The organism is Collimonas rhizosphaerae (genome assembly GCF_038896935.1).
Taxonomy (GTDB): domain Bacteria; phylum Pseudomonadota; class Gammaproteobacteria; order Burkholderiales; family Burkholderiaceae_D; genus Collimonas; species Collimonas rhizosphaerae.
Genome location: NZ_JBANDC010000001.1, coordinates 415,463 through 438,941, shown reverse-complemented (window position 1 = coordinate 438,941; position 23,479 = coordinate 415,463). Strand labels below are relative to the sequence as shown.

The window sequence follows — 23,479 nt, the reverse complement described above, 5'->3', positions numbered from 1 at the left end:
TTATAATAATGTACCGTAAAAATACGGCAACTTTTTTCCGATTCCAATGTTACCCTCTTCTGTCGCACCAGCGGACGATTACCAAGCAGAAGTTGCGCATCGATTTAGGGTCTGTGCCAGACTTCCTGAAAATTTCCATCCTGCTCGCCTCCACCCTCATGTTGCGTTTGTGGCGTAGCCAGAACCAGGTCGGGATGATCCAGCTCGAAAATTAACTGGTACAAGGGGTGGTTGACAGCCTTCCAGCGCGGCTCTACCGTATCAACCTCGAATGCCAGTATCCGGTGCGGCAGATTCCCCACATGAATCATCGGTATGAAGCCCAGTCCTGGATAGACATCTTGAAACAGCATCGCGGTATATTGCCGGTCCAGCGGTGAACGTGCGGTAATTACCATCCAGTCGATATCGTTTGCAAAGCAGTACTGGAAATACGCCTTGAATAACAGGCTCTTGACCACTTTCCCGACCTGACCGTCGGCCACCCCCAGGCGCGTTGCCTCGGCCAGGTGCCGCCCTTGCAGCCACGCTGGCAAAGTCACTGTTTGTTCAAGCGCCAGAGGCTGGAAACGGTTGGTCTGAATCCGTATGGTACCGAGACAGGAACCGTCAAGTTTGGATTCCGCCAACAGGACGATTGCCCCTTGCGCCATATCGGCCGCTTCAGCCATGCCCATTTTTTTTGCCAGCTCGGGCAAATGGCGACCATAGGCGGCGCGCCGCATGTCAACCGCCTTGCGCAACGCTTGCTCGTCATCCGCGATCCTGATCGTGAACGGCAAACGCTCCTCTGGCCGCACCTGGAGAGAAGCCCTACGCCGAGGTGACAGCCTGGCCATCATGCCGGCGGGTATTTGACTTGCCTTGGTGATTTGCTGATTTTGTGTCATTTTAGTGCTCCCGAAGTTGAAAGAAAGTCGACCGAGTTATGCATGCTGCATCACGGCACTCTCAGATTCTCACGTTCGGGGCACTCTAGAAAACTAAACCCTACCCGCCATCTCAAGCATAGTGGTTATTGGTTAACGCAAAACGGCAAATCTCCTTAAATAATTTCCGCAAGGCAATAAAATTACCCCATTCAGTGCTGTCCGCCACCTAGGTAAGCAGCTCTCACAGCTGGATCGCTCTTGAGCTTCTCTGCCGGCCCGTGCACTGAAATCCGCCCATTCTCCAGCACATAACCGTAATCGGCGACATTCAGCGCCGCGGCGGCAAACTGCTCGACCAGCAGCATCGTCACGCCCTGCTCCTTGAGTCGGGAAATGATGCGGAACACTTCTTCCACCAGGATCGGCGCCAGGCCCATCGAGGGCTCGTCCAGCAGGATCACTTCCGGATTGAGCATGACCGCGCGCGCCATCGCCAGCATCTGCTGCTCGCCGCCGGACAAGGTGCCGGCCAGCTGGCCCTGGCGTTCTTTCAGGCGCGGAAACAGTTCCAGCGCCTGTTCCAGGTCGTGCTTGATGTCGCCGCGTGGACGCAAGCGGGTGAACCGCGGGAATGCGCCCAGCAACAGGTTGTCGACCACGCTCATGGTGGCGAACACGCGGCGCCCTTCCGGCGAATGCGCCAGGCCGGCACGCGCTATCTTGTGCGACGGCAGGCCGGTAACGTCGACCCCGGCCAGGGTGACGTTGCCGGACTTGGCCTTGATCATGCCTGAGATGGCGCGCATGGTGGTGGTCTTGCCGGCGCCGTTGGAGCCGATCAGCGTTACCACCTTGCCTTTCGGCACCTCCAGTGAAATGCCGTGCAGTACTTCAACCTTGCCATACGCTGCATGCAAATTGGAAATCGTGAGCATCTTATGACCCCGCTGCGTTGGAAGTGGACGGCGCGCTGCCGGCATCGTCAGCGGCTTCGCCGGCGGTGCCGCCGAGATAGGCTTCAATCACCTTGGGATCGCTTTGCACCGAGGCCGGCTTGCCTTCGGCGATTTTCTGGCCGAAGTCCAGCACCGTCACGGTATCGGAAATCGACATGACGACATCCATGTGATGTTCGATCAGGATGATCGTGATGCCGTGCTGCCGGATCTTGTGGATGATCGCGATCAGTTCCTTGATGTCGGGCGCGGTCAATCCCGCCGCCGGTTCGTCCAGCAGCAGCAGTTCCGGATTCAGCCCGAGCGCGCGGCCGATCTCCAGCAGGCGCTGCTTGCCGTAAGGCAGGTTGCGCGCCTCTTCGGCCGCCAGCCCGCTCAGCCCGACGAACTGCAGGATGCCGGCGGCACGCTGGCGCGCCGCCAGTTCCTCGCGCCGGTACCGCGGGGTATGGAAGATCACGTCCAGCACATTGCTGCGGAAGGTGTGGTGCAGGCCGACCAGCACGTTTTCAGTGGCGGTCATTTCACCGAACAGCTGCACATTCTGGAAAGTGCGGGCGACGCCGCCCAGCGCTATGGCCGCCGGCGTCGAACCGGAAATGGTCTTGCCGTTGAATTCAACCTTGCCGGCAGTCGGCTTGTAGATGCCGGTCAGCACATTCATCATGGTGCTCTTGCCCGAACCGTTCGGCCCGATCAAGCCATGCACGCTGCCTTTGACGATATCCAGGTTGACGTCGTTGAGCGCCTTGAGGCCGCCGAACTGCATCAATATCTTCTGGCCGCTCAGCAAGGTGGCGCCGGCTGCAACGCTGCCGCCGGCCGAAGCCCACGCCTGCTCAGGACTGGCGGCCACGCTGGCCGGTTCGCTGCGGGCAGGTATCCTCTGGCCCAGCAAGCTGCGGGCAAAACCGACGATGCCGTCCTGCAGGTAATACACGACAAACAGCGTCATCAGTCCAAACACCGTCAAACGCCAGTCGGTGATGCTTTCCAGCTTATAGGAAAACACCGCCATGCCGACCGTCGCCACCACCGGCACCGCCACTTCGCGCAAGGTCATGCGTTTTTTCCAGAGCAGGAAAGCGGTCGCCAGCACTGCGATCACGGCAGCAGCCGTGGCGATCTGGCGGAACAGTTCAATATCCGCCAGCAGGCTCGGCAGCATGACCACGATCAAGGCCCCGATCAACGAGCCGGTGCGGCTCTTGCGCCCGCCCATGATGACCGCCAGCAGGAACAGGATGGTCAATTCGAAGTTATAGGTATTCGGCGAAATGTATTCCTCCGAATACGCATACAGGCTGCCCGCCAGGCCAGCCAGCGCGGCGCTGATCACAAACGCGTACACCTTGTAGCGATACACCGAAACCCCCATGCAATCGGAAGCGATCGGACTATCGCGCAGCGCCTGGAAGGCACGCCCCAGGTGCGACTTGAGGATCCTGTGCACGACGATCAGCGACAACACCATCAGCGCCGCCACCAGGTAGAAATACTCCACCTCGTCGAGGCGATGGCCGAAGAAGCTCGGCTTGTTCAACTTGATCCCCATCGGCCCTTCCGTCAGGAAGCTCATCTCATTGATCAGGATCTGGATGATGGTGCCGAACGCCAGCGTGACCATGGCCAGGTAAGGTCCCGTCACCCGCAGCGCCGGCAGCGCCAGGACGGCGCCGAAGATGGCGGTCACCGCCAGGCTGGCCGGGGCTGCAACCAGAAACGGCCAGCCGAGCTTGAACACCAGCACGCCGGTCGTATAGGAACCGATGCCGAACAGGCCGGCATGTCCCAGCGAAACCTGGCCGGTGTAGCCGACCACGATGTCCAGCCCGAACAACAGGATGGCGTAGATCAGGATGGTTTCAGCCAGGTGGATGTAGTACGGATTCGGGAAAACCTGGGGAAACGCCAGCAGCACCAGGATGCCGGCGATAGCCAGTGCAAATATTTTTTTATTCATATTCACACCTTCTTGATGGCGGTCTTGCCGAACAGGCCGGCCGGCTTGACAGCCAGCACCAGCAACAGCAACAGCAGCCCCGGCACCTCCTTGTAGCCGGTGGAGATATAGAACCCGGTCAGCGTCTCGGCGATGCCCAGGATCAGGCCGCCGACTACCGCCCCCATGCCCGAAGTCAGGCCGCCGATGATCGCCACCGCAAAAGCTTTCAGCCCGAGCGCCGCGCCCATCGTGGCGCCGGTCAAGGTCAGCGGCGCCACCAGCACGCCGGCAAACGCTGCCGTGGCCGACGACAACGCGTAGGAAAATGTAATCACCATGCTGGTGTTGATGCCCATCAGGCCGGCCGCATCGCGGTCGTTGGAAGTCGCCACCACTGCCTTGCCGTAAATCGATTTGCGGTTGAAGAACTCGACCGCCAGCATCATCGCCAGCGCGCCCAGCACCACCACCACCTGCATCGGCTGGACGTTGGCGCCGAATACCTGGAACGGCGTCGACGACAAGGGCGAAGGAAAAGTCAGGTCGTCCTTGCCCCAGATGTTTTCAGCGACGTTCTTGAAGATGATCGCCAGCGCGATGGTCGACATGATCCAGCCGAATTCCGATTTGATCTTGAGCGCCGGGCGCACCCCTATCCATTCGACCACCACGCCTTGCAGCGCGCCGAACACGATCACCACCGGGATCATCAACCAATAGTTCAGGTAAGGGCCGCCATGGATATTGCCGACCAGGCTGAGGCCCACCAGCGCGCCCAGCATGAGCGCTTCACCCTGGCCGAAGTTGAGGGTGCCGGAGGTGGCGAACGTAAGTTGATAACCGAAAGCGATCACCGCGTAGATCATGCCTAGCGCGATGCCGCTGAAGACGAGTTGCAGCAGAATTTCCATGATATGGACCCAAGAGACAAATGGCAAAGTAACGCTGCCGTTTGACGAAACAAATCCAGCCTGTATACCTGCTCAGGCTGGACCGATGTCGCTTAAACGGATGTATCGCCGGAACGCGGCAGTGCTGCGCTCCGGCTTCCTATCACTTGGCCAATACCACCCGGCCGTTCTTGACTTCGCCGATCACCACCATATTTGGCTTGATCGCTTCATGGTCGTCGTGGCTATACGGCTTGGTGTAGCTGGTGACCACGCCTTCCACCGTGCCGTTCAGGTTTTCCAATGCTTCACGCACCTTGACGCCGTCGGTGCTGCCAGCCTGCTTGATTGCCGCCGCCAGCAGGTAGAGCGAGTCATAGCCTTGCGCAGCTGACACGGGGGACGGCATGCGGTCGATCTTGTAGGCTTTCTGATAGGCTTCGATGAAGGCCTTGCGCTTGGCTGTACTGCCATCCTGGATGAAGGTTTGCGGCATGCGCGCGCCGTCGCCGTTCTTGCCGGCGTTATCGATGAAATTCCCCATCGACAAGGTCCAGCTGCCGATGAGGGGCACTTTCCAGTTGAGCTTTTCCATGCCGTTGGCGATCTGCGCCAGCTCCGGGCCGATGCCGTAAGTCAGCACCACCTCGGCGCCGCCCTGCTTGGCCTTCAGCAGCTGCGCCGTCATGTCCACATCTTTCAGGTTGTATTTTTCAACGGCGACCGGTTTGATGCCCTTGGCGGCCAAAGCACGTTCCAGGTCTTCGCGGCCGAGCTGGCCGTAATTGGTGGAGTCGGCCAGGATTGCCACCTTGGTGTGTTTTTGACGCACTACGGCTTCGTCGACGATCATCGCCGACTGGATGGTGTCGTTGGCCGAGGTGCGGAATATGTAGTTATCCTTCTGGTCCGGCGCCACGAACTGCTTGGTGATGATGCTGCCGGTGGCGACGTTGTTCATGACCGGGATCTTGGCTTCCTGGTAGAAGCGCTGCGACGCCAGGGCGACGCCGGTGTTGATGAAGCCGACCGTGCCGACCACTTTTTCCTTGTTGATCAGTTCCTGCGCGACCTGGACTCCGCGTTCATTCTTGGCTTCATCGTCGCGCTCGACCAGCTGCAGCTGGCGTCCCAGCACGCCGCCCTTGGCGTTGATGTCCGCCACCGCCAGCTTGACGCCGTCGCGCATCGATACGCCCATCGGCGCGGAGCCGCCGGTAAATGGTCCCGTGACGCCGATCTTGATCGGCTCTGCCGCTCCTGCCGCCAGCGACCAGCTGACCAATGCCGCTGCCACACATGTTTTGATTATTGTATTCATGTCGTCTCCTCCGTGTTTTTATATGGATGGGCATCAGCATCGACGCCAATGCGCTGTCTTAAGTAAAAGGTGATCCAGCATACTGCAATATCCGCCATCTGGTATACAGACGACCCCAGCATTTCAGGCCACCCTTACAGCTTCCTGACAAGGCGCCTCTTTCCGCTTTTATATAGTCGCCGCTGCGTTTGCTACAGACGAAAAAAATCCCCGGCAAGCCAGGGATTTTTGCGATGCTCAGTTTATTTCAACTGAGTAAGCCGTATCTAATATTAGATAGCTTGGATGTTCGAAGCTTGCTTGCCCTTTGGGCCGGCAGTAACTTCGAAAGAAACACGTTGGTTCTCTTGCAGCGACTTGAAGCCGGAAGAATTGATTGCGGAGAAGTGCGCGAACAGATCTTCACCACCTTCGTCAGGAGTAATAAAACCAAAACCCTTCGAATCATTGAACCACTTTACGATACCAGTTGCCATTACATTTCCTATTTCAGTTAAGTTGGGCTGTCGCCCGTTAGATCGTTTGAAGCAAGAAAGAAATGACAGACTAATACTGCACTACTAGCTCGAATCTTAAACGATGTCGCATTATAACCGATAATTTTATTTAAAACACCGGGGGCGTAAATAAAAGTTGCGTCGAGGGAAAGAGTTGCGTTTTTGATTGCGCAATCTGCCGTTCCGGGCCAGCGATTCGGGACGCCCATTTTACCCTATATAACTAAAACACATAACAGGAAGCAATTATTGTGTTTTGATAATTATGTGAGCGCCCATAGAATCAGCTTTTGCCTTATTCATCACGATTGGGAGATCGCATGTTCCAGCTTTCAAGAAAGAAAATACTGAGCCTGGCTTTTGCCGGCCTTGGCGCGTTGGCCTCGGTAGCGCTCAGCGCCGCGCCAAGCCACGCTGCGGACCTGAAAATCGGCCTGTTTGCCGATGTCTCGACCCTTGACCCCCACTTCAACAACATTGCGCCGAACATCTCGCTGTCGTCGCACCTGTTCGATGCGCTGGTCAATGTCGACCCGAACGGGCGCCTGATTCCGGGCCTGGCTACTTCCTGGACGGCAATTGATCCGCTCACCTGGGAATTCAAGCTGCGCCGCGGCGTCAAATTCAGCGATGGCTCCGAACTGACCGCGGAAGATGTTGTATTTTCGCTGGACCGCCCCGCGACGCTGACCAACAGCCCCGGGCCGTTCACCAGCTACACCAAACAGATCGTCAGCAAACAGGCCGTCGATCCCTATACCGTCCGCCTCAAAACCGCCACGCCTTACGGGCCGCTGGCGCTGGATGTCAGCACCATCTTCATCGTTTCCAAGAAAGCCGCGCAAAACGCCACCACCGACGATTTCAACAGCGGCAAGGCGCTGGTCGGCACCGGCCCCTTCAAGTTCGCCAGCTTCAAGCGCGGCGACCGTATCGAGCTGGTGCGCAACGATGCTTACTGGGGCGAGAAAGCGGCCTGGGACAAGGTCACCTTCCGCATCCTGACCTCTGACGGCGCCCGCCTGGCCGCCTTGCTGGCGGGTGAAGTCGACGCCATCGAAAACGTACCGCCGGCCGACCTCGCCAAACTGAAAACCAACCCGCAGTTCAAGCTGGCGCAAAAGATTTCCTGGCGCACTATCTTCTGGACCCTGGACCAGTCGCGCGACAAATCGCCGGACATTACCGACAAGGCCGGCAAACCGCTGGACAAGAATCCGCTGAAAGACGCGCGCGTGCGCCAGGCGATTTCCAAGGCCATCAACCGCCAGGCTTTGGTTGACCGCACCCTGGAAGGACTGGCGGTGCCGGCATCGAACATCATCGCGCCCGGCATCCTGGGTTATGCCGATACGCTGAAAGTGGAAAAATACGATCCTGAAGGCGCCAAGAAACTGCTGGCGGCGGCCGGCTATCCCAACGGCTTCGGGATTACGCTGCATGGCCCGAACAACCGCTACATCAACGATGAGCGCGTGGTGCAGACCGTTGCCCAATTCCTGAACCGGGTCGGGATCCAGGCCAAGGTCGAGACGCTGCCGCTGGCAGTCTACTTCGGCAAGGCGCGTGCGGGCGAGTACAGCGCCGCCTTGCTGGGCTGGGGCACGCTGGCCGGCGATTTCGGTTTGCGCACCCTGCTCGGCACCACCAATCCCGATACCGGCTGGGGTTCATGGAACTGGGGCAAATACACCAATCCGAAACTGGACCAGCTGGTGCAATCGTCATTGGGTTCGGTCGACCAGAAACAGCGTGAGGATTTCGCGCGCCAGGGCGCCGTGGTGGCGCTCAACGATTACGCACTGATCCCGCTATATCATCAGTACGCGACATGGGCGCTGCGCAAGGGCCTCAAATACACGCCGCGTACCGACGAATTTACTTTCGCCCACCAGTTCCATCCCGAATAAGCCACACGCATGAAAAAAGCCGCTGCAGATAGCGGCTTTTTTTATGGGAAAAGCATATTCTATGGCCTTGCCCCGATTTTCCTACGCCACATGACCGCCCCCGCCCCAGCCAGTCCAGCATCCGAATCCGTCCTGAGCCATCGCCCGTTTACGCTGTTCTGGGGCGCGCGCGTTGCCTCCACCATCGCCAACCAGATGCAGATCGTCGCCGTCGGCTGGCAAGTGTATCAACTCACGCATAGCGCTTTTGACCTCGGCATGGTGGGCCTGGTGCAATTCCTGCCCGCCCTGTTCCTGGCGTTGCTGGTCGGCCATGTCGCCGACCGTTACGACCGCCGCAAGATCGCCCGCATCTGCCTGTTCATCAAGGGCGTGGCCGCGGCGGCGCTGGCCATCGGCAGCATCTACGGCTGGCTCGACAAGGAGGCCATTTTCGCCATCGTGTTTGTGATCGGCGCGACCCATGCCTTTGAATCGCCGACATTGCAAGCGCTGGTTCCCGGCCTGGTGCCTGCACGCCTGCTGCCGCGCGCCGTCGCCTGGGCGGCATCGGCCACGCAAACGGCGGTGATCATCGGCCCGGCGTTGGGCGGCTTCATTTATGTGCTGGGGCCAAGCGCGGTGTACACCACCAGCAGCGCACTGTTCATCGGCGCCAGCCTGCTGGTGTCGCTGATCCGGATCGAAAGCGCGTTGCCGCGGCGCGAACCGGCCACCCTCAGTTCATTGCTGGCGGGGATTGCATTCATCAAGAGCCGGCCTGCGATCCTCGGCGCCATATCGCTCGACTTGTTCGCTGTGCTGCTGGGCGGCGCCACCGCCTTGCTGCCGATCTATGCGCATGACATCCTCGCCACCGGCCCGCTCGGCCTCGGCCTGCTGCGCTCGGCGCCGGCGGTGGGAGCGCTGTCGACGGCGATCTTCCTGGCGCGGCGGCCGCTGAGCCGGCGTGTCGGCCGCAGCATGTTCATTGCGGTTGCCGTGTTTGGCCTGGCGACTATCGTGTTTGCCCTGTCCCGTTCGTTCGTCTTGTCGCTGGCGGCGCTGGTTGTGCTCGGCGCTTCCGACATGATCAGCGTGGTGGTGCGTTCTTCTTTCGTGCAGCTGGAAACGCCGGACCATATGCGCGGCCGCGTCAGCGCCGTCAATTCGGTTTTCATCGGCACTTCCAACCAGCTGGGCGAATTCGAATCCGGCGTCACCGCGGCATGGCTGGGACCGGTGCCGGCGGTGCTGCTGGGCGGCGTCGGCACGGTGGTCGTGGTGCTGCTGTGGATACGCTTGTTCCCTACCCTGTTCGGCCTCGACAAACTGACCAGTCCGGCTGCGGCCCCGCATCCGCCGAACCACCCGCCGTCGCCGGCAACCCCAACAGCTACTTGACTGCGGGCTGCCGCGGCCTGCAGCGAAACGGCGATCCAGCTATACTCTTAGCCCTCGGCAGCACGCGGCAATTCCCCTGCACCCAGGCGTGGATCGGCGGCTGCCGCACACCGGCGGTCCTGGTCGTCATATCGTCATCACCAATTTTTAGCGCCCGCCGCAAAGGAAGCGACAATGCAATATCGTGAACTCGGACACAGCAAGCTCAAGGTCAGCCTGATTACGCTCGGCACCATGACCTGGGGCGAACAAAATTCGGAAGCAGAAGCGCATGCGCAGATCGACCTGGCGCTGGCGCATGGCGTCAACCTGATCGACACCGCTGAAATGTATCCGGTGCCGCCGCGTGCCGAGACCCAGGGTTCGACCGAACGTTATATCGGCAGCTGGCTGAAAAAATCCGGCAAGCGCAGCGAAGTCATGATCGCCACCAAGGCTACCGGCCCGGCGCGCAAGCCGCACAACCCGCGCCATGTGCGCGGCGGCATCAACAATTTCGACCGCAAGGGATTGACGGAAGCCCTGCACGGCAGCCTGGAACGCCTGCAGACGGACTACGTCGACCTGTACCAGCTGCATTGGCCGGACCGCAGCGTGAATTGTTTCGGCACCCTGAACTACAGCCATATTCCAGACGAAGATACAGTGCCGATCGAAGAAACGCTGGCCATCCTGGCGGACTTCATCAAGGCCGGCAAAGTGCGCCAAATCGGGATTTCGAACGAAACGCCATGGGGTATTTCAGAGTTTCTGCGGGCTTCGGAGAAATTCGATTTGCCGCGCGTGGCCAGCATCCAGAATCCGTACAGCCTGCTCAACCGCACGTTTGAAATCGGCCATTCGGAATTTGCGTTCCGTGAACAGGTCGGGCTGCTGGCGTATTCGCCGCTGGCTTTTGGCGTACTTTCGGGAAAATACCTGGACGGCGCGCGGCCCGCCGGCGGCCGCCTGACTTTGTTTGAACGTTTCAGCCGCTATACCAATCCGCAAGTCAACCGGGTGGTCGGCGACTACGTTGCGCTGGCCAAAAAACACGGATTGGATCCGGCACAGATGGCGCTGGCGTTCGTCAACAGCCGCGGTTTCCTGACCAGCAATATCATCGGCGCCACCACGCTAGGGCAATTGCAAAGCAATCTCGACAGCGTCAACCTCATCCTGAATGACGATATCTTGCGCGAGATCGAAGCAATCCACGTGCGCCAGCCTAATCCAGCCCCCTGAATAAAAGCAGCCTCAGTCCTCGGGGCTGACGTCAGACCAGACCGGCGCCGGGCCGCCGGCGACGATTTCAACCGGACGCGCAGCATAGCGTTTCGCCAGCACCGCGCACACCATCAGCTGGACCTGGTGGAACAGCATCAAGGGCAAGACGATCATGCCGACGGTGTGCCCGGCAAACAAGACTTTCGCCATCGGCACGCCGCTCGCCAGGCTTTTCTTGGAACCGCAGAACACGATCGTGATTTCGTCCTCCTTGTTGAAGCCCAGGCGGCGGCTGGCCAGCGTGGCGATGGTCAGCATCACGAACAGCAGCAGCATCACCACCAGCATCAGGCCGACCAGCGACAGCGGCGGCAGCTCATGCCATAGACCCTGCACCACGGCCTCGCTGAAGGCGGTGTAGACCACCAGCAGGATCGAGCCCTGGTCCACCATCTTCAGGATGATCTTGTGCTTGTCCAGCCATTTGCAGATCCAGCGGCGGGCGATCTGGCCGGCGACAAATGGCAGCAGCAGCTGCATCACGATATTCAGGATGGAGTCGAAAGAACCCTTGCCCTGGCTGTGCGTCACCACCAGCAGGCCGACCAGCACCGGGGTCAGGAAAATGCCAAGCAGGTTGGATGCGGATGCGCTGCACACGGCGGCCGGCACATTGCCGCGCGCCACCGAGGTAAAGGCGATCGAGGATTGCACGGTGGACGGCAAGGTGCACAGGAACAGGATCCCGAGATACAAGTCAGGCGTCACCAGCGGCAGCAGCAGCGGCTTGAACACCAGCCCGAGCAGCGGAAACAGTGCAAAAGTGGCCAGCAGCACCGTCAGGTGCAAGCGCCAGTGCAGCGCCCCTTGCACCACCGCTTCGCGCGACAGCTTGGCGCCGTGCAGGAAAAACAGCAAGCCGATGGCCAGCGTGGTAATCAGGTTGAAAGAGACCGCGACCTGGCCCTTGGCCGGGAAAAGACTGGCGACAAGAACCGTAGTAACCAGCAACAACGTGAAGTTGTCGGGTAAAAAGCGTGGGCGGACCATGATAAGAAACGCAGAGTCGCGTAGAGTTGAAGAAAGCTTCCCCGCCGCCGTCGCCGTACCCCTGTGGAGGAGAACGGCAAGATAAATATAGACGGGACAACAACCCTCATTTTACGCACTAACCACCTGCCCATCGATCAGTACGTGACAAAATTCCGGCAAATGATGGGAATTCACCACAACCAGAACATCAGCAGCCAGGCAAAGTTGACCAGCGCCAGGCCGGCGATCACCGGCGCCATGCTCGCCAGGCGGCGCACCGGCGAAGCCGTATAACGGCCGGTGACGCGCCAGGCCAGCCAGACGCTCCACAAGGTGGTCGCGATCAGGAGGATGGCGCGCAAGTCGTTGGCCCAGAATACCGGCAAGTGTTCGCCGCGCAGCAGGCTGACGGTGGTGGCCGACAAGCCGACGAATACGCCGCAGCCGGCCAGCGGGATGGTGGACTGCACCAGGTGGTTGAAACGCTTGCGGTCCCAGTTGCCAAGCGCACGGCTGCCCAGCGCGAACAATACTGTGAGCGCGGTGCCAAGCACCAGGCCGGTGGTGAGGATATAGGCGACCACCAGGCTGCCGTCGAGCCAGCTGAAGACATCGTTCTGCGCCGGATAATTGGTGAACACCCACCACGGCGCACTGGTATCGAAAGGCCACATGATGTCGCGGTCGATCAGCCAGGTCGCAATGGCTTGCTTGACCTGCACAAACCAAGGGCTGGCCGACCAGTGGAAGGCGCCGATGGCGATCCCCATCAGGCCGTACAAGGCCAGGGCGCTTTCCCACAGGTTGTTGTGCTGCTCGCCATGCGCGACGATTTCCTCGGCCGGCGCGCGCCAGCTCAGTTCGATGGCGTCGCGATGGCCGCTGCAACGGCCGCACATATGGCAGTCGGAAGCGCCCTTCATGGCCCGCAACGGCACCAGCGGCGCGCAATTGACAGGAATCACGGTGCGCCCTTGCGTGTGGCTGTGGGTGCCGTACGAAGCGCGCCAGGCGGTTTCATTGACTTTATAGTGAAACGGCGCCAGCTTGGCCAGCAGGCCGAACACGCCGTTCACCGGACACAGGTATTTGCACCAGACACGCTTGTCGCGGCCATACAGGTAGCCCACCACGATGGCGCCGGCGGTAGAACCGCCCAGCACCAGCAGCACCGCTTTAGGATATTGATACACGCTCACCATCTGGCCGTAGATGGTGGTCAGCGCAAACGCCACGAACGGCCAGCCGCCCCAGCGCATCCAGTGCGGGATGGCTTTGCCGAGCCCATGGCGGCTGGCGAACTCGGTCAGCGCGCCTTCCGGGCACAGCACGCCGCACCAGACCCGCCCCATCAGCACCATGCTGATCAGCACGAACGGCCACCAGATGCCCCAGAAAGCGAATTGCGCGACCAGGGTCAGGTTCGACCAGATGTGCGCGGTCTCGTCCGGCAACGGCAAGAAGATCGGCACCAGGATCAGGAAACCGTACACCAGCACAATCCCCCACTGCACCCAGCGAATCAGTTTCGCATGGTCCCGCATCCAGTCAGCGGTGCGGGAGAGGCGTGTTTGCGTTTGAGGAATGGCACAAGTATTCATTGGTTTATTTAGCTGGGATCGGCTGCGGCCTGGCTCGTTTAAGGAATAACAATACGCACACCCAATATGCCACATACACCAGCAAGCTCATCAGCGCAGGCTGCGCGCGATAGCCGGTCAGCGTGGAAACCAGGTTGCCGAATGATGTGGTGTCGTCGAGCAGGCGTGAACTATCCCAGACCGGGTCGACCAGCGTCGGGATGATATCCAGCGACATCAGGCGTTCGACGCCGGTCAGCAGCAGGCCTGCGGCGAGGAACAGCAAGATGATTTCAGTGACCTGGAAGAAACGGCGCCAGGAGAAAATCTTGCCGCCGAGCTGCAGCAGATAGAAGGTCAGGAACGCCAGCGCAAAACCGAGCGCCGCCGCCAGCACCATTGCGCCGGCCGAATCGCCCTTGTCCGCCAGCCCCAGTCCGTAAAGAAATATCACGGTTTCGCTGCCCTCGCGCGCGATCGCCAATGCCGCCAGCGCGAATACGCCCCACCAGTTGGCGCTTTGCAGGTTGGCGCTGAGCGAGGTTTCCATTTCGCGCTTGAGCGTGCGGCCGTGCTTGCGCATCCAGAACACCATCTGCACGATCAATATGGCTGCCAGTATCACCATGACGATCTGGAAGTAATCCTGGGCGTCGCCCGACAGCAGCTCGCTGAAACCCAGCAGCGCCGCGCCCAGGCCGATCGCGCCGAGGACGCCGACGCCGACGCCACTCCACAGATACGGCAAGCCGCGGCGCGCAGCATCGCCGCCGTTCTTCAGCCACGCGTGCAAGATACCGACTACCAGCAAAGCCTCGACGCTCTCGCGCCAGACTATGAACAAAACCTGACCCATCGCTTGTTACTCCATCAAACTATTGCAACCGCCGCCGGCGGCCTCTTATTTAGCGACAATCGCACCCTGCGCCTGCGTATGGAAGTCGTCGAAGAACTTGTATTCGCCCGGCTGCAGCGGGGCAATCACCACGAACGACTGCGCGCCCGGCGCCAGCACTTTTTCCTTGCGCAGCTGGACGCTTTCAAACTCCACCGCCGACTGCCCGGTGTTGTGGATCTCGATTTTTATTTTCTGGCCGGCAGGAACCGCGATCCGCGCCGGATTCAGGACGCCGTCCTTCATTTCCAGCTTGAAGGTCGGCAGATCGGCAGCCAACGAAACCGTTGCCGCCAGCAGCAGGCCGACGCCCAATAAGCCGCGTGTTTTGCCCGCCATGTTGGCCGCGGCCTGCGACAAGAATTTCATGGGTGCGCATTTCTCCTGCATTAATATCCGCCCTTTTTACCGACGCCGGCGAAGGTGAATTCGTTGACCACGGTGAACGGCTTGAACCAGGCGCCGACGCCGGTTTCCTTGTCCACGTGGCGGCCGAAATGCGCGCTGGCATTAGCCGACGGCGGCGAAATGATCATTTTCAATGTGTATTTTCCCGGCCCTGCCAGCTTGACGTTATCGCCGTAGTGCGGACCGTCGCTGGCCACCATCGGCATCATGTCGCCCTTGATCACCTGGTTCGAACCGGCCTTGGTGAATTCGTAGGAGATCACCAGGTTCGGCATCCAGTCGCCTTCGGCAAAACCGTTCGGATTATCTTTGACGGCGCGGATATCGGCTTCGACGTGGATGTCAGACAGTTCCGCCTTGCGCATCATGCCTTCCGGCTCCATCTTGATCGGCTGCAGGTATACAGCAGCGATTTCCAGGCCGTTCATGATCTGCTGCTTGCCGATCGGATACTCGGCTGCCATTGCGGCGCCGGCAAACCCAAGAGAAACAAGCGCGGCCGCCGTAAGCAATTTCACACTCATGTAATCAACCTTTCGCAATATAAATGATAATGATTATTGTTTGATTATATCATTCGATGAAATCGGCTGCGCCCTCTGGTGCGAGGAGTAAAAGGAATCGAAAAAGCCTGAGCTAAAACACAAATAAAGCTTCCCATTACACAATGTCTGTGGCATAGTAGCGGACTTGGTTGAGAGCAAGCAGAAAAAGTGTTTTACCTCTGTAAGCGAGAAGAAATATCAGGTTTTACGATATTTCCCTCTTCCAAAATTAACAAAGCTAATATATAATTTTGTTTTTCGCGGCTGTAGCTCAGCTGGATAGAGTACTTGGCTACGAACCAAGGGGTCGTGGGTTCGATTCCTGCCAGCCGCACCAGTATTACGAGGGGTTGCAAGAGAAATCTTGCAACCCCTTTCTGGTTTACGTCTCCGGTTTTCATTTGCCCGCAAAACTGCGTCAGGCATTCCCTTCCCCTGCCCTCCATTTTAGAAAAGCAGCGCCCAATAAAAAACCGGCGATCTTCATCACCGGTTCTCTGCGCCATCAAGCTGGCATTTCCTGTTTGCCGATATCAGCGCCGCTGCGGATAAATATCCCGGCCGGCCCTGTCGATCTGCTGGCGCAAGGCGCGCCGCTCGTCCGGCGACATCCGGCCGCGTCCCTCATTGGGATCCGAGCCGCGTCCGCGATTCTGCCATTGCTCATCCGGCGCCTGGCCGCGCCGCGGTTCATACTGTGAAGGAGGCGGCGCGCGACGGTCGCCGCCGCGGTCGTCAGGCATACGGTCGGAACGTGCAGAGGCGCTCATCATTGCCGACAGCAACAATAAACAGACACTGATTTTCCGGAACATCGTCATCATATGGACTTCTTCTGTGAATTCAGGACTACGGTTAAGGCTTAATCATCACGAATTAAGTGTAAGCTTCCCTATGAACCGGCATAAGACGTTTTTAGTAAAGTGTGTAACACTTTGTAATCCATGGGTCTTAACTGTATTTTTGATGCGCACTCTGACGTTACCATATGACCATGAATACGATCAACACCTCAAACCAAACAAGCAGCGCCCATCAACATAAAATCCTGGTGGTCGACGACGACATCCGGTTGCGCGACCTGCTGCGGCGATACCTGACGGAACAAGGCTTCCAGGTAGTCACCGCGGAGAACGCGCAGGCCATGAACAAGCTGTGGATACGCGAGCGTTACGACCTGCTGGTGCTGGACCTGATGCTGCCGGGCGAAGACGGCCTGGCGATCTGCCGCCGCCTGCGCGGCGCCGGCGACCAGACGCCGATCATCATGCTGACCGCTAAAGGTGAAGACGTGGATCGCATCGTCGGACTGGAAATGGGCGCCGACGACTACCTGCCCAAACCATTCAACCCGCGCGAACTGGTGGCGCGCATCGGCGCGGTGCTGCGCCGCAAAGGGCCGGACGAGCTGCCGGGCGCGCCATCGGAAACGCCGCAGTCTTTCGAGTTCGGCGAATTCATCCTTGACCTCGGCACACGTACGCTGAAAAAGAACGGCGAATCGATCCCGCTCACCACCGGCGAATTCTCGGTGCTCAAGGTGTTTGCGCGGCACGCGCGGCAGCCGCTGTCGCGCGAGAAGCTGATGGAACTGGCGCGCGGCCGCGAATACGAAGTGTTCGACCGCAGCCTGGATGTCCAGATTTCGCGCCTGCGCAAGCTGATCGAACCGGATCCCGCCAGCCCGCTCTACATCCAGACCGTATGGGGGCTCGGCTATGTCTTTATCCCAGAAGGCCAACCGCGCTGATGCCAGTCTGCGCGGCATCGTCCTTCCCTCGCCAACGCCCGGCCACATGGTAACTCCGCACCGGCTGGCCTGGCTGAAAAGCGGTCTGATGTGGCGGACCTTTTTCATGATCGCCTTCCTGATCACGGTCAGCATGGTGACTTGGGTCGCCAGCTTCAAGATCGTCGAGCGCGGCCCGCGCGCGCAGCAGATCGCCGCGCAGATCATCTCCATCGTCACCATTACCCGCGCCGCCCTCACCCATTCGGCGCCGGACCTGCGCAGCGAACTGCTGTTCGACCTGGCCAGCAATGAAGGCATCCGGATTTATCCGCTGGAAGATACCGACCGGATCGAGCCGCCGCCCGACAACGCCCTGATGCCCGACCTGGAACGGGAAGTCCGCGCCAGGCTCGGCAACCAGACCAGGTTTTCTTCCAAGGTCAATGACATCGGCGGCTTCTGGATCAGCTTCAAGATCGACAGCGACGAATACTGGCTGATGCTCGACAGCGAACGGGTCGAGCGCAGCTCGGGTGTGCAATGGCTGCAGTGGGGCAGCGTCGCACTGGTACTGTCGCTGCTGGGCGCGATGTTCATTTCGACCCTGATCAACCAGCCGCTGTCGCGCCTCACCGCCGCCACCCGCGCGGTGGCCAAAGGGCTGCAGCCTGAGCCGCTGCCCGAAACCGGCCCGACTGAAATCGAAGAAGCCAACCGCAGCTTCAACCAGATGGTGAGCGACCTGCAGCGCATCGAGTCGGACCGGGCGATCATCCTGGCCGGCATTTCCCACGATTTGCGCACACCGCTGGCGCGCATGCTGCTGGAAGTGGAAATGGCGAACCTGTCCGACGATGCGCGCACCGGCATGCAATCCGACCTGGCGCAGATGGACGGCATCATCGGCCAGTTCCTGCACTACGCAAAACCGACCGATACCAGCAGCTTCGAAAAAATCGACCTCAGCGCGCTGATCGACAATGTGGTGCAAACCGCTACGCGCCATGCCGACATCCGGATCCAGACCATCATCACGCCAAATGTCCACGTTTCCGGCAACGAAACTGAACTCCGGCGCGTGTTCAACAACCTGATAGAAAATTCGCGCCGCTACGGCAAGAAAGAAGGCGACGATTGCGCCAAGGTCGACATCAGCTGCCAGATCCGCGGCGACAAGGTCATCCTGAACATTTCCGACCACGGCGACGGCGTGCCGGACAGCGAGATAGACCGCCTGCTGCGGCCGTTCACCCGGCTCGACGTGGCGCGCGGGCAAGCCAACGGTTCCGGCCTCGGGCTGGCGATCGTCAGCCGCATCGTCAAGCAGCACGGCGGCAAGCTGCGCGTGAGCAACCGCGAAGGCGGCGGCCTGGCTACCCAGATCGAGCTGCAGCTGAAAACCTAGGGTTTATTGAAAACCTAGGGTTTATTGAAAACCTAGGGTTTATTGAAAACCTAGGGTTTATTGAAAACCAAAGGTTTATTACACCCAGGCTAGCGCGCAAGCAGCAGAGCCACCGCTTCCGCCGCAATCCCTTCTTCCCTGCCCAGGTAACCCAGCTTTTCATTGGTCTTGGCCTTTACATTGACCTGGTTGACCGCAATCCCACAATCGGCGGCGATATGCGCCACCATCTGTGGAATATGCGGCGCCATTTTCGGCGCCTGGGCGATGATGGTCGAGTCGATATTGCCGACGACGTAGCCGGCGTCCCCGATCAGCCGTACCGCTTCGCGCAGCAGCTTGCGGGAGTCGGCGCCGGCAAACTGCGCATCCGTATCCGAAAAATGGCGGCCGATATCGCCCAGGGCCGCCGCGCCAAACAAGGCGTCGATGACCGCGTGCAGCAGCACGTCGGCATCCGAATGTCCCAGCAGGCCGGTTTTATGCGGAATCGTCACGCCGCCAATGATCAATGGCCGGCCAGCCTGCAAGGCGTGGCAATCGTAGCCTTGGCCGATGCGGAACTGCTGGCTCATGTGTGCTCCTTCAAATTCGGTGACTTCAAAATTTTTCCTTTAGAAACATCTCTGCCAGCGCCACGTCGTGCGGCAAGGTCACCTTGAAATTGCGCGGACTGCCCTCGACCAGGCGCGGCTGCAGGCCCAGCTGCTCCACCGCGCTGGCTTCGTCGGTAACCGCTTCAGCCAGGGTCAGGGCGCGCAGCAGCAGGCCGTAGCGGAACATTTGCGGCGTCTGCGCCGCCCACAGTTCGGCGCGCTCCACGGTTTGGGCCACGCGTGCGTTCTGGTCGCCGCGTTTCAGGGTATCGACCACCGGCAACGCCAGCAAACCGCCAACCAGGTCGTCGCGCAGGGTTTCAACCAGGCGCTCGATCAGGGCGCAGGTCAGGCCCGGCCGGGCGGCGTCATGCACCAGCACCCAGTCGTCGTCGCCAACCTCTTCGCGGATCGCTTGCAGGCCGTTCAACACCGAGTCCCGGCGCGTGGCGCCGCCGTGGAACAACAGTGTTACCCGTCCTTGCAGATGCGGCGCCGCCGCCATCAGGTCGGCGATATAACCGTCATCGGCGCTGACTACGACAAACACGTGGCTGATTGCGCCGGCAGCGGCAAACGTGTCCAGCACATGCATCAGCATCGGCTGGCCAGCCAGCGGCATATATTGCTTAGGGATATCCGCGCCTATGCGGGCACCGATGCCGGCGGCAGGAATCAGGGCAAAATAGCGGGATGAATTCATGCACAATCTCGGGGGAATCCGGTTTAAGGGCAGTGGTTTATAATGCGGCTCTGAATTTTAACTGTCAAATCAGGCGTATTGTGGCTTTTTTTGACCACTATCGACACGCTTGCAGGCTTGCACAATAGGCCCCAATGTCCTTTGATCTAGAAAAATTGCTGCCCAGGCCGGCATCCCGTTTTGTCTTGCCGGCCCTGCACGGCTCGGCCGATGCCTATGCATTGGCGCAAGCCGCGCTGGCGCTCAAGGCGCAGCAAAGGATGCTGGTGGTGATCGTGGCCGACGCCACCGACGGCCAGCGGCTGCGCACCGAAATCCCCTGGTTCCAGGCCGGCGACGAACCCAACGGCTTGCGCTGCCACTTGCTGCCGGACTGGGAAACCCTGCCCTACGACGCCTTCTCGCCGCACCAGGACCTGGTGTCGGAGCGGCTGGCGACCTTGTACGAGGTGCAGAGCGGCCAATGCGACGTGCTGCTGGTTCCCGCTACCACCGCCCTGGTCAAGATGGCGCCACCGTCCTTCCTGGCAGGCTACACCTTCTTTTTCAAGCAAGGCGAGACGCTGGATGAAGCGCGCCTGAAATCGCAGCTGACCCTGGCCGGCTACAGCCATGTCAACCAGGTCATGTCGCCCGGCGAATATTCGGTGCGCGGCGGCCTGATCGACATTTTCCCGATGGGATCCGTGCTGCCGTACCGGCTCGACCTGTTCGGCGACGCCATCGAAACCATACGCACATTCGACGCCGACACCCAGCGTTCGATGTATCCGGTGAGAGAAGTCAGGCTGCTGCCGGGCCGCGAATTCCCGATGGACGAAGCGGCGCGCTCGGTTTTCCGCAGCCGCTGGCGCGAAGTGTTCGAAGGCGACCCGTCGCGCTCCACGATCTACAAGGACATCGGCAACGGCATCGCCTCGGCCGGCATCGAGTATTACCTGCCGCTGTTTTTCGAAGACACCGCGACGTTGTTCGAGTACCTGCCGGACACCGCCATGTTTGCCCTGGTCGGCGATATCGACGGCGCCATCCAGCGTTTCTGGAGCGACACCCAGTCACGCTACAGATTCCTGAAGTCGGACCGCGAGCGCCCTTTGCTGGCGCCGGAAGCGCTGTTCCTGACCGACGAGAATTTTTTCAGCCTGGCCAAGCCTTACGGCCGCTGGGTGATCCAGCACAGCGACGCCGCTTCCGAACTGTCGGCGCCCATCCCGAATATCGCCGTCAACCGCCGCATCGACGACCCGCTGACCAACCTGCGCGCCTACCTGCTGCAAAGCGAGCGGCGCGTGATGATCTGCGCCGAATCGAATGGCCGCCGCGAAACCTTGCAACAGTATTTCAACGAATACGACCTGCCGCTGGCGCTGTGCGACGGTTACGCCGACTTCACCACGTCGGACAAAAAACTGATGCTGGGCGTGGCGCCCTTGCATGCCGGCTTTGAATTGCCGCAATTCACATTCATCACGGAAACCGAACTGTATGCCGGCTCCGGCCGCCGCATCGGCAAGAAAAAACAGGAAGGCGTCACCCAGGTCGAATCCATGGTGCGCGACCTGTCCGAACTCAAGATCGGCGATCCGGTGGTGCACATCAACCATGGCATCGGCCGCTACATGGGCTTGCTCAGCATGGACCTGGGCGAAGGCGAAACCGAATTCCTGCACCTGGAATACGCCAAGGACACCAAGCTTTACGTGCCGGTATCCCAGCTGCATGTGATTTCGCGCTACTCCGGCGCCTCGCCGGAAGATGCGCCGCTGCATGCGCTCGGCTCCGGCCAGTGGGAAAAAGCCAAGCGCAAGGCTGCGCAGCAAGTACGCGACACCGCCGCCGAACTGTTGAACCTGTATGCGCGGCGCGCCTTGCGCCAAGGCCATGCGTTCGAATATTCAGCGCACGACTACGAGGCTTTTTCTGAAAGTTTCGGCTTTGAAGAAACCGCCGACCAGGCTGCCGCCATCAATGCCGTGATCAAGGACATGACCAGCGGCAAGCCGATGGATCGCCTGATCTGCGGCGACGTCGGCTTCGGCAAGACCGAGGTCGCGCTGCGCGCCGCCTTTGTCGCCGTGCTCGGCGGCAAGCAGGTCGCGATCCTGGCGCCGACCACCTTGCTGGCGGAACAGCACGCGCAAACCTTCGCCGACCGTTTCGCCGACTGGCCGGTAAAGATTGCGGAGCTGTCGCGCTTCCGCAGCGGCAAGGAAGTCACGCAGGCGATCAAGGGCATGGCCGACGGCACCCTGGATATCGTGATCGGCACCCATAAACTGCTGTCCGACGATATCAAGTTTTCGCGCCTGGGGCTGGTCATCATCGACGAGGAACACCGCTTCGGCGTTCGCCAGAAAGAAACGCTCAAGGCGCTGCGCGCCGAAGTCGACGTCTTGACGCTGACCGCAACGCCGATCCCCCGTACCTTGGGCATGGCGCTGGAAGGCTTGCGCGAATTCTCGATCATCGCCACCGCGCCGCAAAAGCGCCTGGCGATCAAGACCTTCGTCCGCAGCGAGGGCGAATCGACGATCCGCGAAGCCTGCCTGCGCGAATTGAAGCGCGGCGGCCAGGTCTACTTCCTGCACAATGAAGTCGAAACCATCCAGAACCGCAAGGCGATGCTGGAAGCGCTGCTGCCGGAAGCGCGCATCGCCATTGCCCACGGCCAGATGCATGAACGCGACCTGGAAAAAGTCATGCGCGATTTCGTGGCCCAGCGTTTCAACATCCTGCTCTGCACCACCATTATCGAAACCGGCATCGACGTCCCTACCGCCAACACCATCATCATGCACCGCGCCGACAAGTTCGGCCTGGCGCAGTTGCACCAGTTGCGCGGCCGCGTCGGCCGTTCGCACCACCAGGCATACGCCTACCTGCTGGTGCATGACGTCCAGGGCCTGACCAAGCTGGCGCAGCGCCGGCTGGATGCGATCCAGCAGATGGAAGAACTCGGCAGCGGTTTCTACCTGGCCATGCACGACCTGGAAATCCGCGGCGCCGGCGAAGTGCTGGGCGATAACCAGTCAGGCGAAATGCACGAGATCGGTTTCCAGCTGTATTCCGACATGCTCAACGAAGCCGTACGCTCATTGAAGAACGGCAAGGAGCCGGATTTGGCGGCGCCGCTTTCGAGCACCACCGAAATCAACCTGCACGTGCCGGCCCTGCTGCCCAACGATTATTGCGGCGACGTCCACGAGCGGCTGTCGATCTACAAGCGGCTGGCCAATTGCGACGGCCAGGACAAGATCGACGACCTGCAGGAAGAATTGATCGACCGCTTCGGCAAGCTGCCGGATCCGGCCAAGGCCTTGGTCGAAACCCATCGCTTGCGGATCGCCGCGAAATCGATAGGCATCGTCAAGATCGATGCGCATACTGACTCGGCGCTGCTGCAGTTCGTGCCGAATCCGCCGATCGACGCCATGCGCATCATCGACCTGATCCAGAAGAACCGCCATATCAAGCTCAACGGCCAGGACAAATTGCGCATCACCGTCAACATGCCGGACCTGGCGGCGCGCCTGATCCAGGTCAAGGCCACCATCAAGGCCTTGGCGGGATGATCTTGTACGCTATCCGTTTATTTGAATTTTC

Annotated in this window: 20 protein-coding genes and 1 tRNA gene; 7 read left to right on the top strand and 14 right to left on the bottom strand. The window is 60.0% G+C overall.

Features of this window, described 5'->3' with window-relative positions; translation table 11 throughout:
• Positions 1–104: 104 nt before the first annotated feature.
• The 6 genes from V8G57_RS02005 to V8G57_RS01980 all read right to left on the bottom strand — a co-directional run bounded on the left by V8G57_RS02005 (position 105) and on the right by V8G57_RS01980 (position 6,460).
• A complete protein-coding gene (locus tag V8G57_RS02005) occupies positions 105–890 on the bottom strand; it encodes an N-acyl amino acid synthase FeeM domain-containing protein (RefSeq protein ID WP_342827964.1) in 786 nt (261 codons plus the stop codon).
• Between the two features lie 191 nt (positions 891–1,081).
• A complete protein-coding gene (locus V8G57_RS02000) occupies positions 1,082–1,807 on the bottom strand; it encodes an ABC transporter ATP-binding protein (protein WP_342827963.1) in 726 nt (241 codons plus the stop codon).
• Position 1,808: 1 nt separating this feature from the next.
• A complete protein-coding gene (locus tag V8G57_RS01995; RefSeq protein ID WP_092392202.1) occupies positions 1,809–3,791 on the bottom strand; it encodes a branched-chain amino acid ABC transporter ATP-binding protein/permease in 1,983 nt (660 codons plus the stop codon).
• 2 nt (positions 3,792–3,793) lie between these two features.
• Positions 3,794–4,684 carry a branched-chain amino acid ABC transporter permease gene (locus V8G57_RS01990; protein ID WP_092392200.1) on the bottom strand — a complete coding sequence of 297 codons (891 nt, stop codon included), beginning with the start codon at positions 4,682–4,684 and terminating at the stop codon, positions 3,794–3,796.
• A 142-nt stretch (positions 4,685–4,826) separates the two neighbouring features.
• Entirely contained in the window at positions 4,827–5,984 is a 1,158-nt protein-coding gene (locus V8G57_RS01985; RefSeq protein WP_092392198.1) for an ABC transporter substrate-binding protein, read from the bottom strand.
• A gap of 272 nt (positions 5,985–6,256) precedes the next feature.
• Entirely contained in the window at positions 6,257–6,460 is a 204-nt protein-coding gene (locus tag V8G57_RS01980; protein WP_014005790.1) for a cold-shock protein, read from the bottom strand.
• A 341-nt stretch (positions 6,461–6,801) separates the two neighbouring features.
• Between V8G57_RS01980 and V8G57_RS01975 the strand changes: the two genes are divergently transcribed.
• From V8G57_RS01975 to V8G57_RS01965, 3 genes are all read left to right on the top strand, one after another.
• Positions 6,802–8,391, top strand: coding sequence for an ABC transporter substrate-binding protein (locus V8G57_RS01975; protein WP_342827962.1), 1,590 nt, complete (start codon positions 6,802–6,804; stop codon positions 8,389–8,391).
• Positions 8,392–8,481: 90 nt separating this feature from the next.
• The gene (locus V8G57_RS01970) at positions 8,482–9,774 is read left to right on the top strand and encodes an MFS transporter (RefSeq protein WP_342827961.1); all 1,293 of its coding nucleotides are present in this window, start codon (positions 8,482–8,484) and stop codon (positions 9,772–9,774) included.
• A gap of 174 nt (positions 9,775–9,948) precedes the next feature.
• On the top strand, positions 9,949–10,998 hold the full coding sequence (locus V8G57_RS01965) for an NADP(H)-dependent aldo-keto reductase (RefSeq protein WP_342827960.1): 1,050 nt from the start codon (positions 9,949–9,951) through the stop codon (positions 10,996–10,998).
• A 12-nt stretch (positions 10,999–11,010) separates the two neighbouring features.
• On the opposite strand, the gene V8G57_RS01960 is transcribed toward V8G57_RS01965, so the two are convergent.
• The 5 genes from V8G57_RS01960 to V8G57_RS01940 form a co-directional block, all read right to left on the bottom strand.
• Positions 11,011–12,030 carry a bile acid:sodium symporter family protein gene (locus V8G57_RS01960; RefSeq protein WP_342827959.1) on the bottom strand — a complete coding sequence of 340 codons (1,020 nt, stop codon included), beginning with the start codon at positions 12,028–12,030 and terminating at the stop codon, positions 11,011–11,013.
• Positions 12,031–12,203: 173 nt separating this feature from the next.
• Positions 12,204–13,556: a 4Fe-4S binding protein gene (locus tag V8G57_RS01955; protein ID WP_342828058.1), complete on the bottom strand. Its 1,353-nt coding sequence runs from the start codon at positions 13,554–13,556 to the stop codon at positions 12,204–12,206.
• Between the two features lie 61 nt (positions 13,557–13,617).
• Positions 13,618–14,448 carry an FTR1 family iron permease gene (locus V8G57_RS01950; RefSeq protein WP_342827958.1) on the bottom strand — a complete coding sequence of 277 codons (831 nt, stop codon included), beginning with the start codon at positions 14,446–14,448 and terminating at the stop codon, positions 13,618–13,620.
• Between the two features lie 45 nt (positions 14,449–14,493).
• Positions 14,494–14,826, bottom strand: coding sequence for a cupredoxin domain-containing protein (locus V8G57_RS01945; RefSeq protein ID WP_342828057.1), 333 nt, complete (start codon positions 14,824–14,826; stop codon positions 14,494–14,496).
• A gap of 50 nt (positions 14,827–14,876) precedes the next feature.
• Entirely contained in the window at positions 14,877–15,419 is a 543-nt protein-coding gene (locus V8G57_RS01940) for an iron transporter (protein ID WP_342827957.1), read from the bottom strand.
• Positions 15,420–15,700: 281 nt separating this feature from the next.
• Here V8G57_RS01940 and V8G57_RS01935 point away from each other — a divergent pair.
• Positions 15,701–15,777: transfer RNA gene (locus tag V8G57_RS01935), tRNA-Arg, on the top strand.
• Positions 15,778–15,973: 196 nt separating this feature from the next.
• Here V8G57_RS01935 and V8G57_RS01930 read toward each other — a convergent pair.
• On the bottom strand, positions 15,974–16,264 hold the full coding sequence (locus tag V8G57_RS01930) for a hypothetical protein (protein ID WP_144736194.1): 291 nt from the start codon (positions 16,262–16,264) through the stop codon (positions 15,974–15,976).
• A gap of 170 nt (positions 16,265–16,434) precedes the next feature.
• Here V8G57_RS01930 and ompR point away from each other — a divergent pair, with 170 nt between their 5' ends.
• Positions 16,435–17,190: an osmolarity response regulator transcription factor OmpR gene (gene ompR / locus V8G57_RS01925; RefSeq protein ID WP_092392704.1), complete on the top strand. Its 756-nt coding sequence runs from the start codon at positions 16,435–16,437 to the stop codon at positions 17,188–17,190.
• A gap of 46 nt (positions 17,191–17,236) precedes the next feature.
• Positions 17,237–18,577, top strand: coding sequence for a sensor histidine kinase (locus tag V8G57_RS01920; RefSeq protein WP_342828056.1), 1,341 nt, complete (start codon positions 17,237–17,239; stop codon positions 18,575–18,577).
• Between the two features lie 89 nt (positions 18,578–18,666).
• Here V8G57_RS01920 and ispF read toward each other — a convergent pair whose 3' ends face one another.
• Complete coding sequence (ispF, locus tag V8G57_RS01915) at positions 18,667–19,152, bottom strand: 2-C-methyl-D-erythritol 2,4-cyclodiphosphate synthase (RefSeq protein ID WP_342827956.1); 486 nt, start codon at positions 19,150–19,152, stop codon at positions 18,667–18,669.
• Between the two features lie 25 nt (positions 19,153–19,177).
• Positions 19,178–19,876, bottom strand: coding sequence for a 2-C-methyl-D-erythritol 4-phosphate cytidylyltransferase (ispD, locus tag V8G57_RS01910; protein WP_342827955.1), 699 nt, complete (start codon positions 19,874–19,876; stop codon positions 19,178–19,180).
• 134 nt (positions 19,877–20,010) lie between these two features.
• Between ispD and mfd the strand changes: the two genes are divergently transcribed.
• The gene (gene mfd, locus V8G57_RS01905) at positions 20,011–23,448 is read left to right on the top strand and encodes a transcription-repair coupling factor (RefSeq protein WP_342827954.1); all 3,438 of its coding nucleotides are present in this window, start codon (positions 20,011–20,013) and stop codon (positions 23,446–23,448) included.
• The last annotated feature ends 31 nt before the right edge of the window (positions 23,449–23,479 follow it).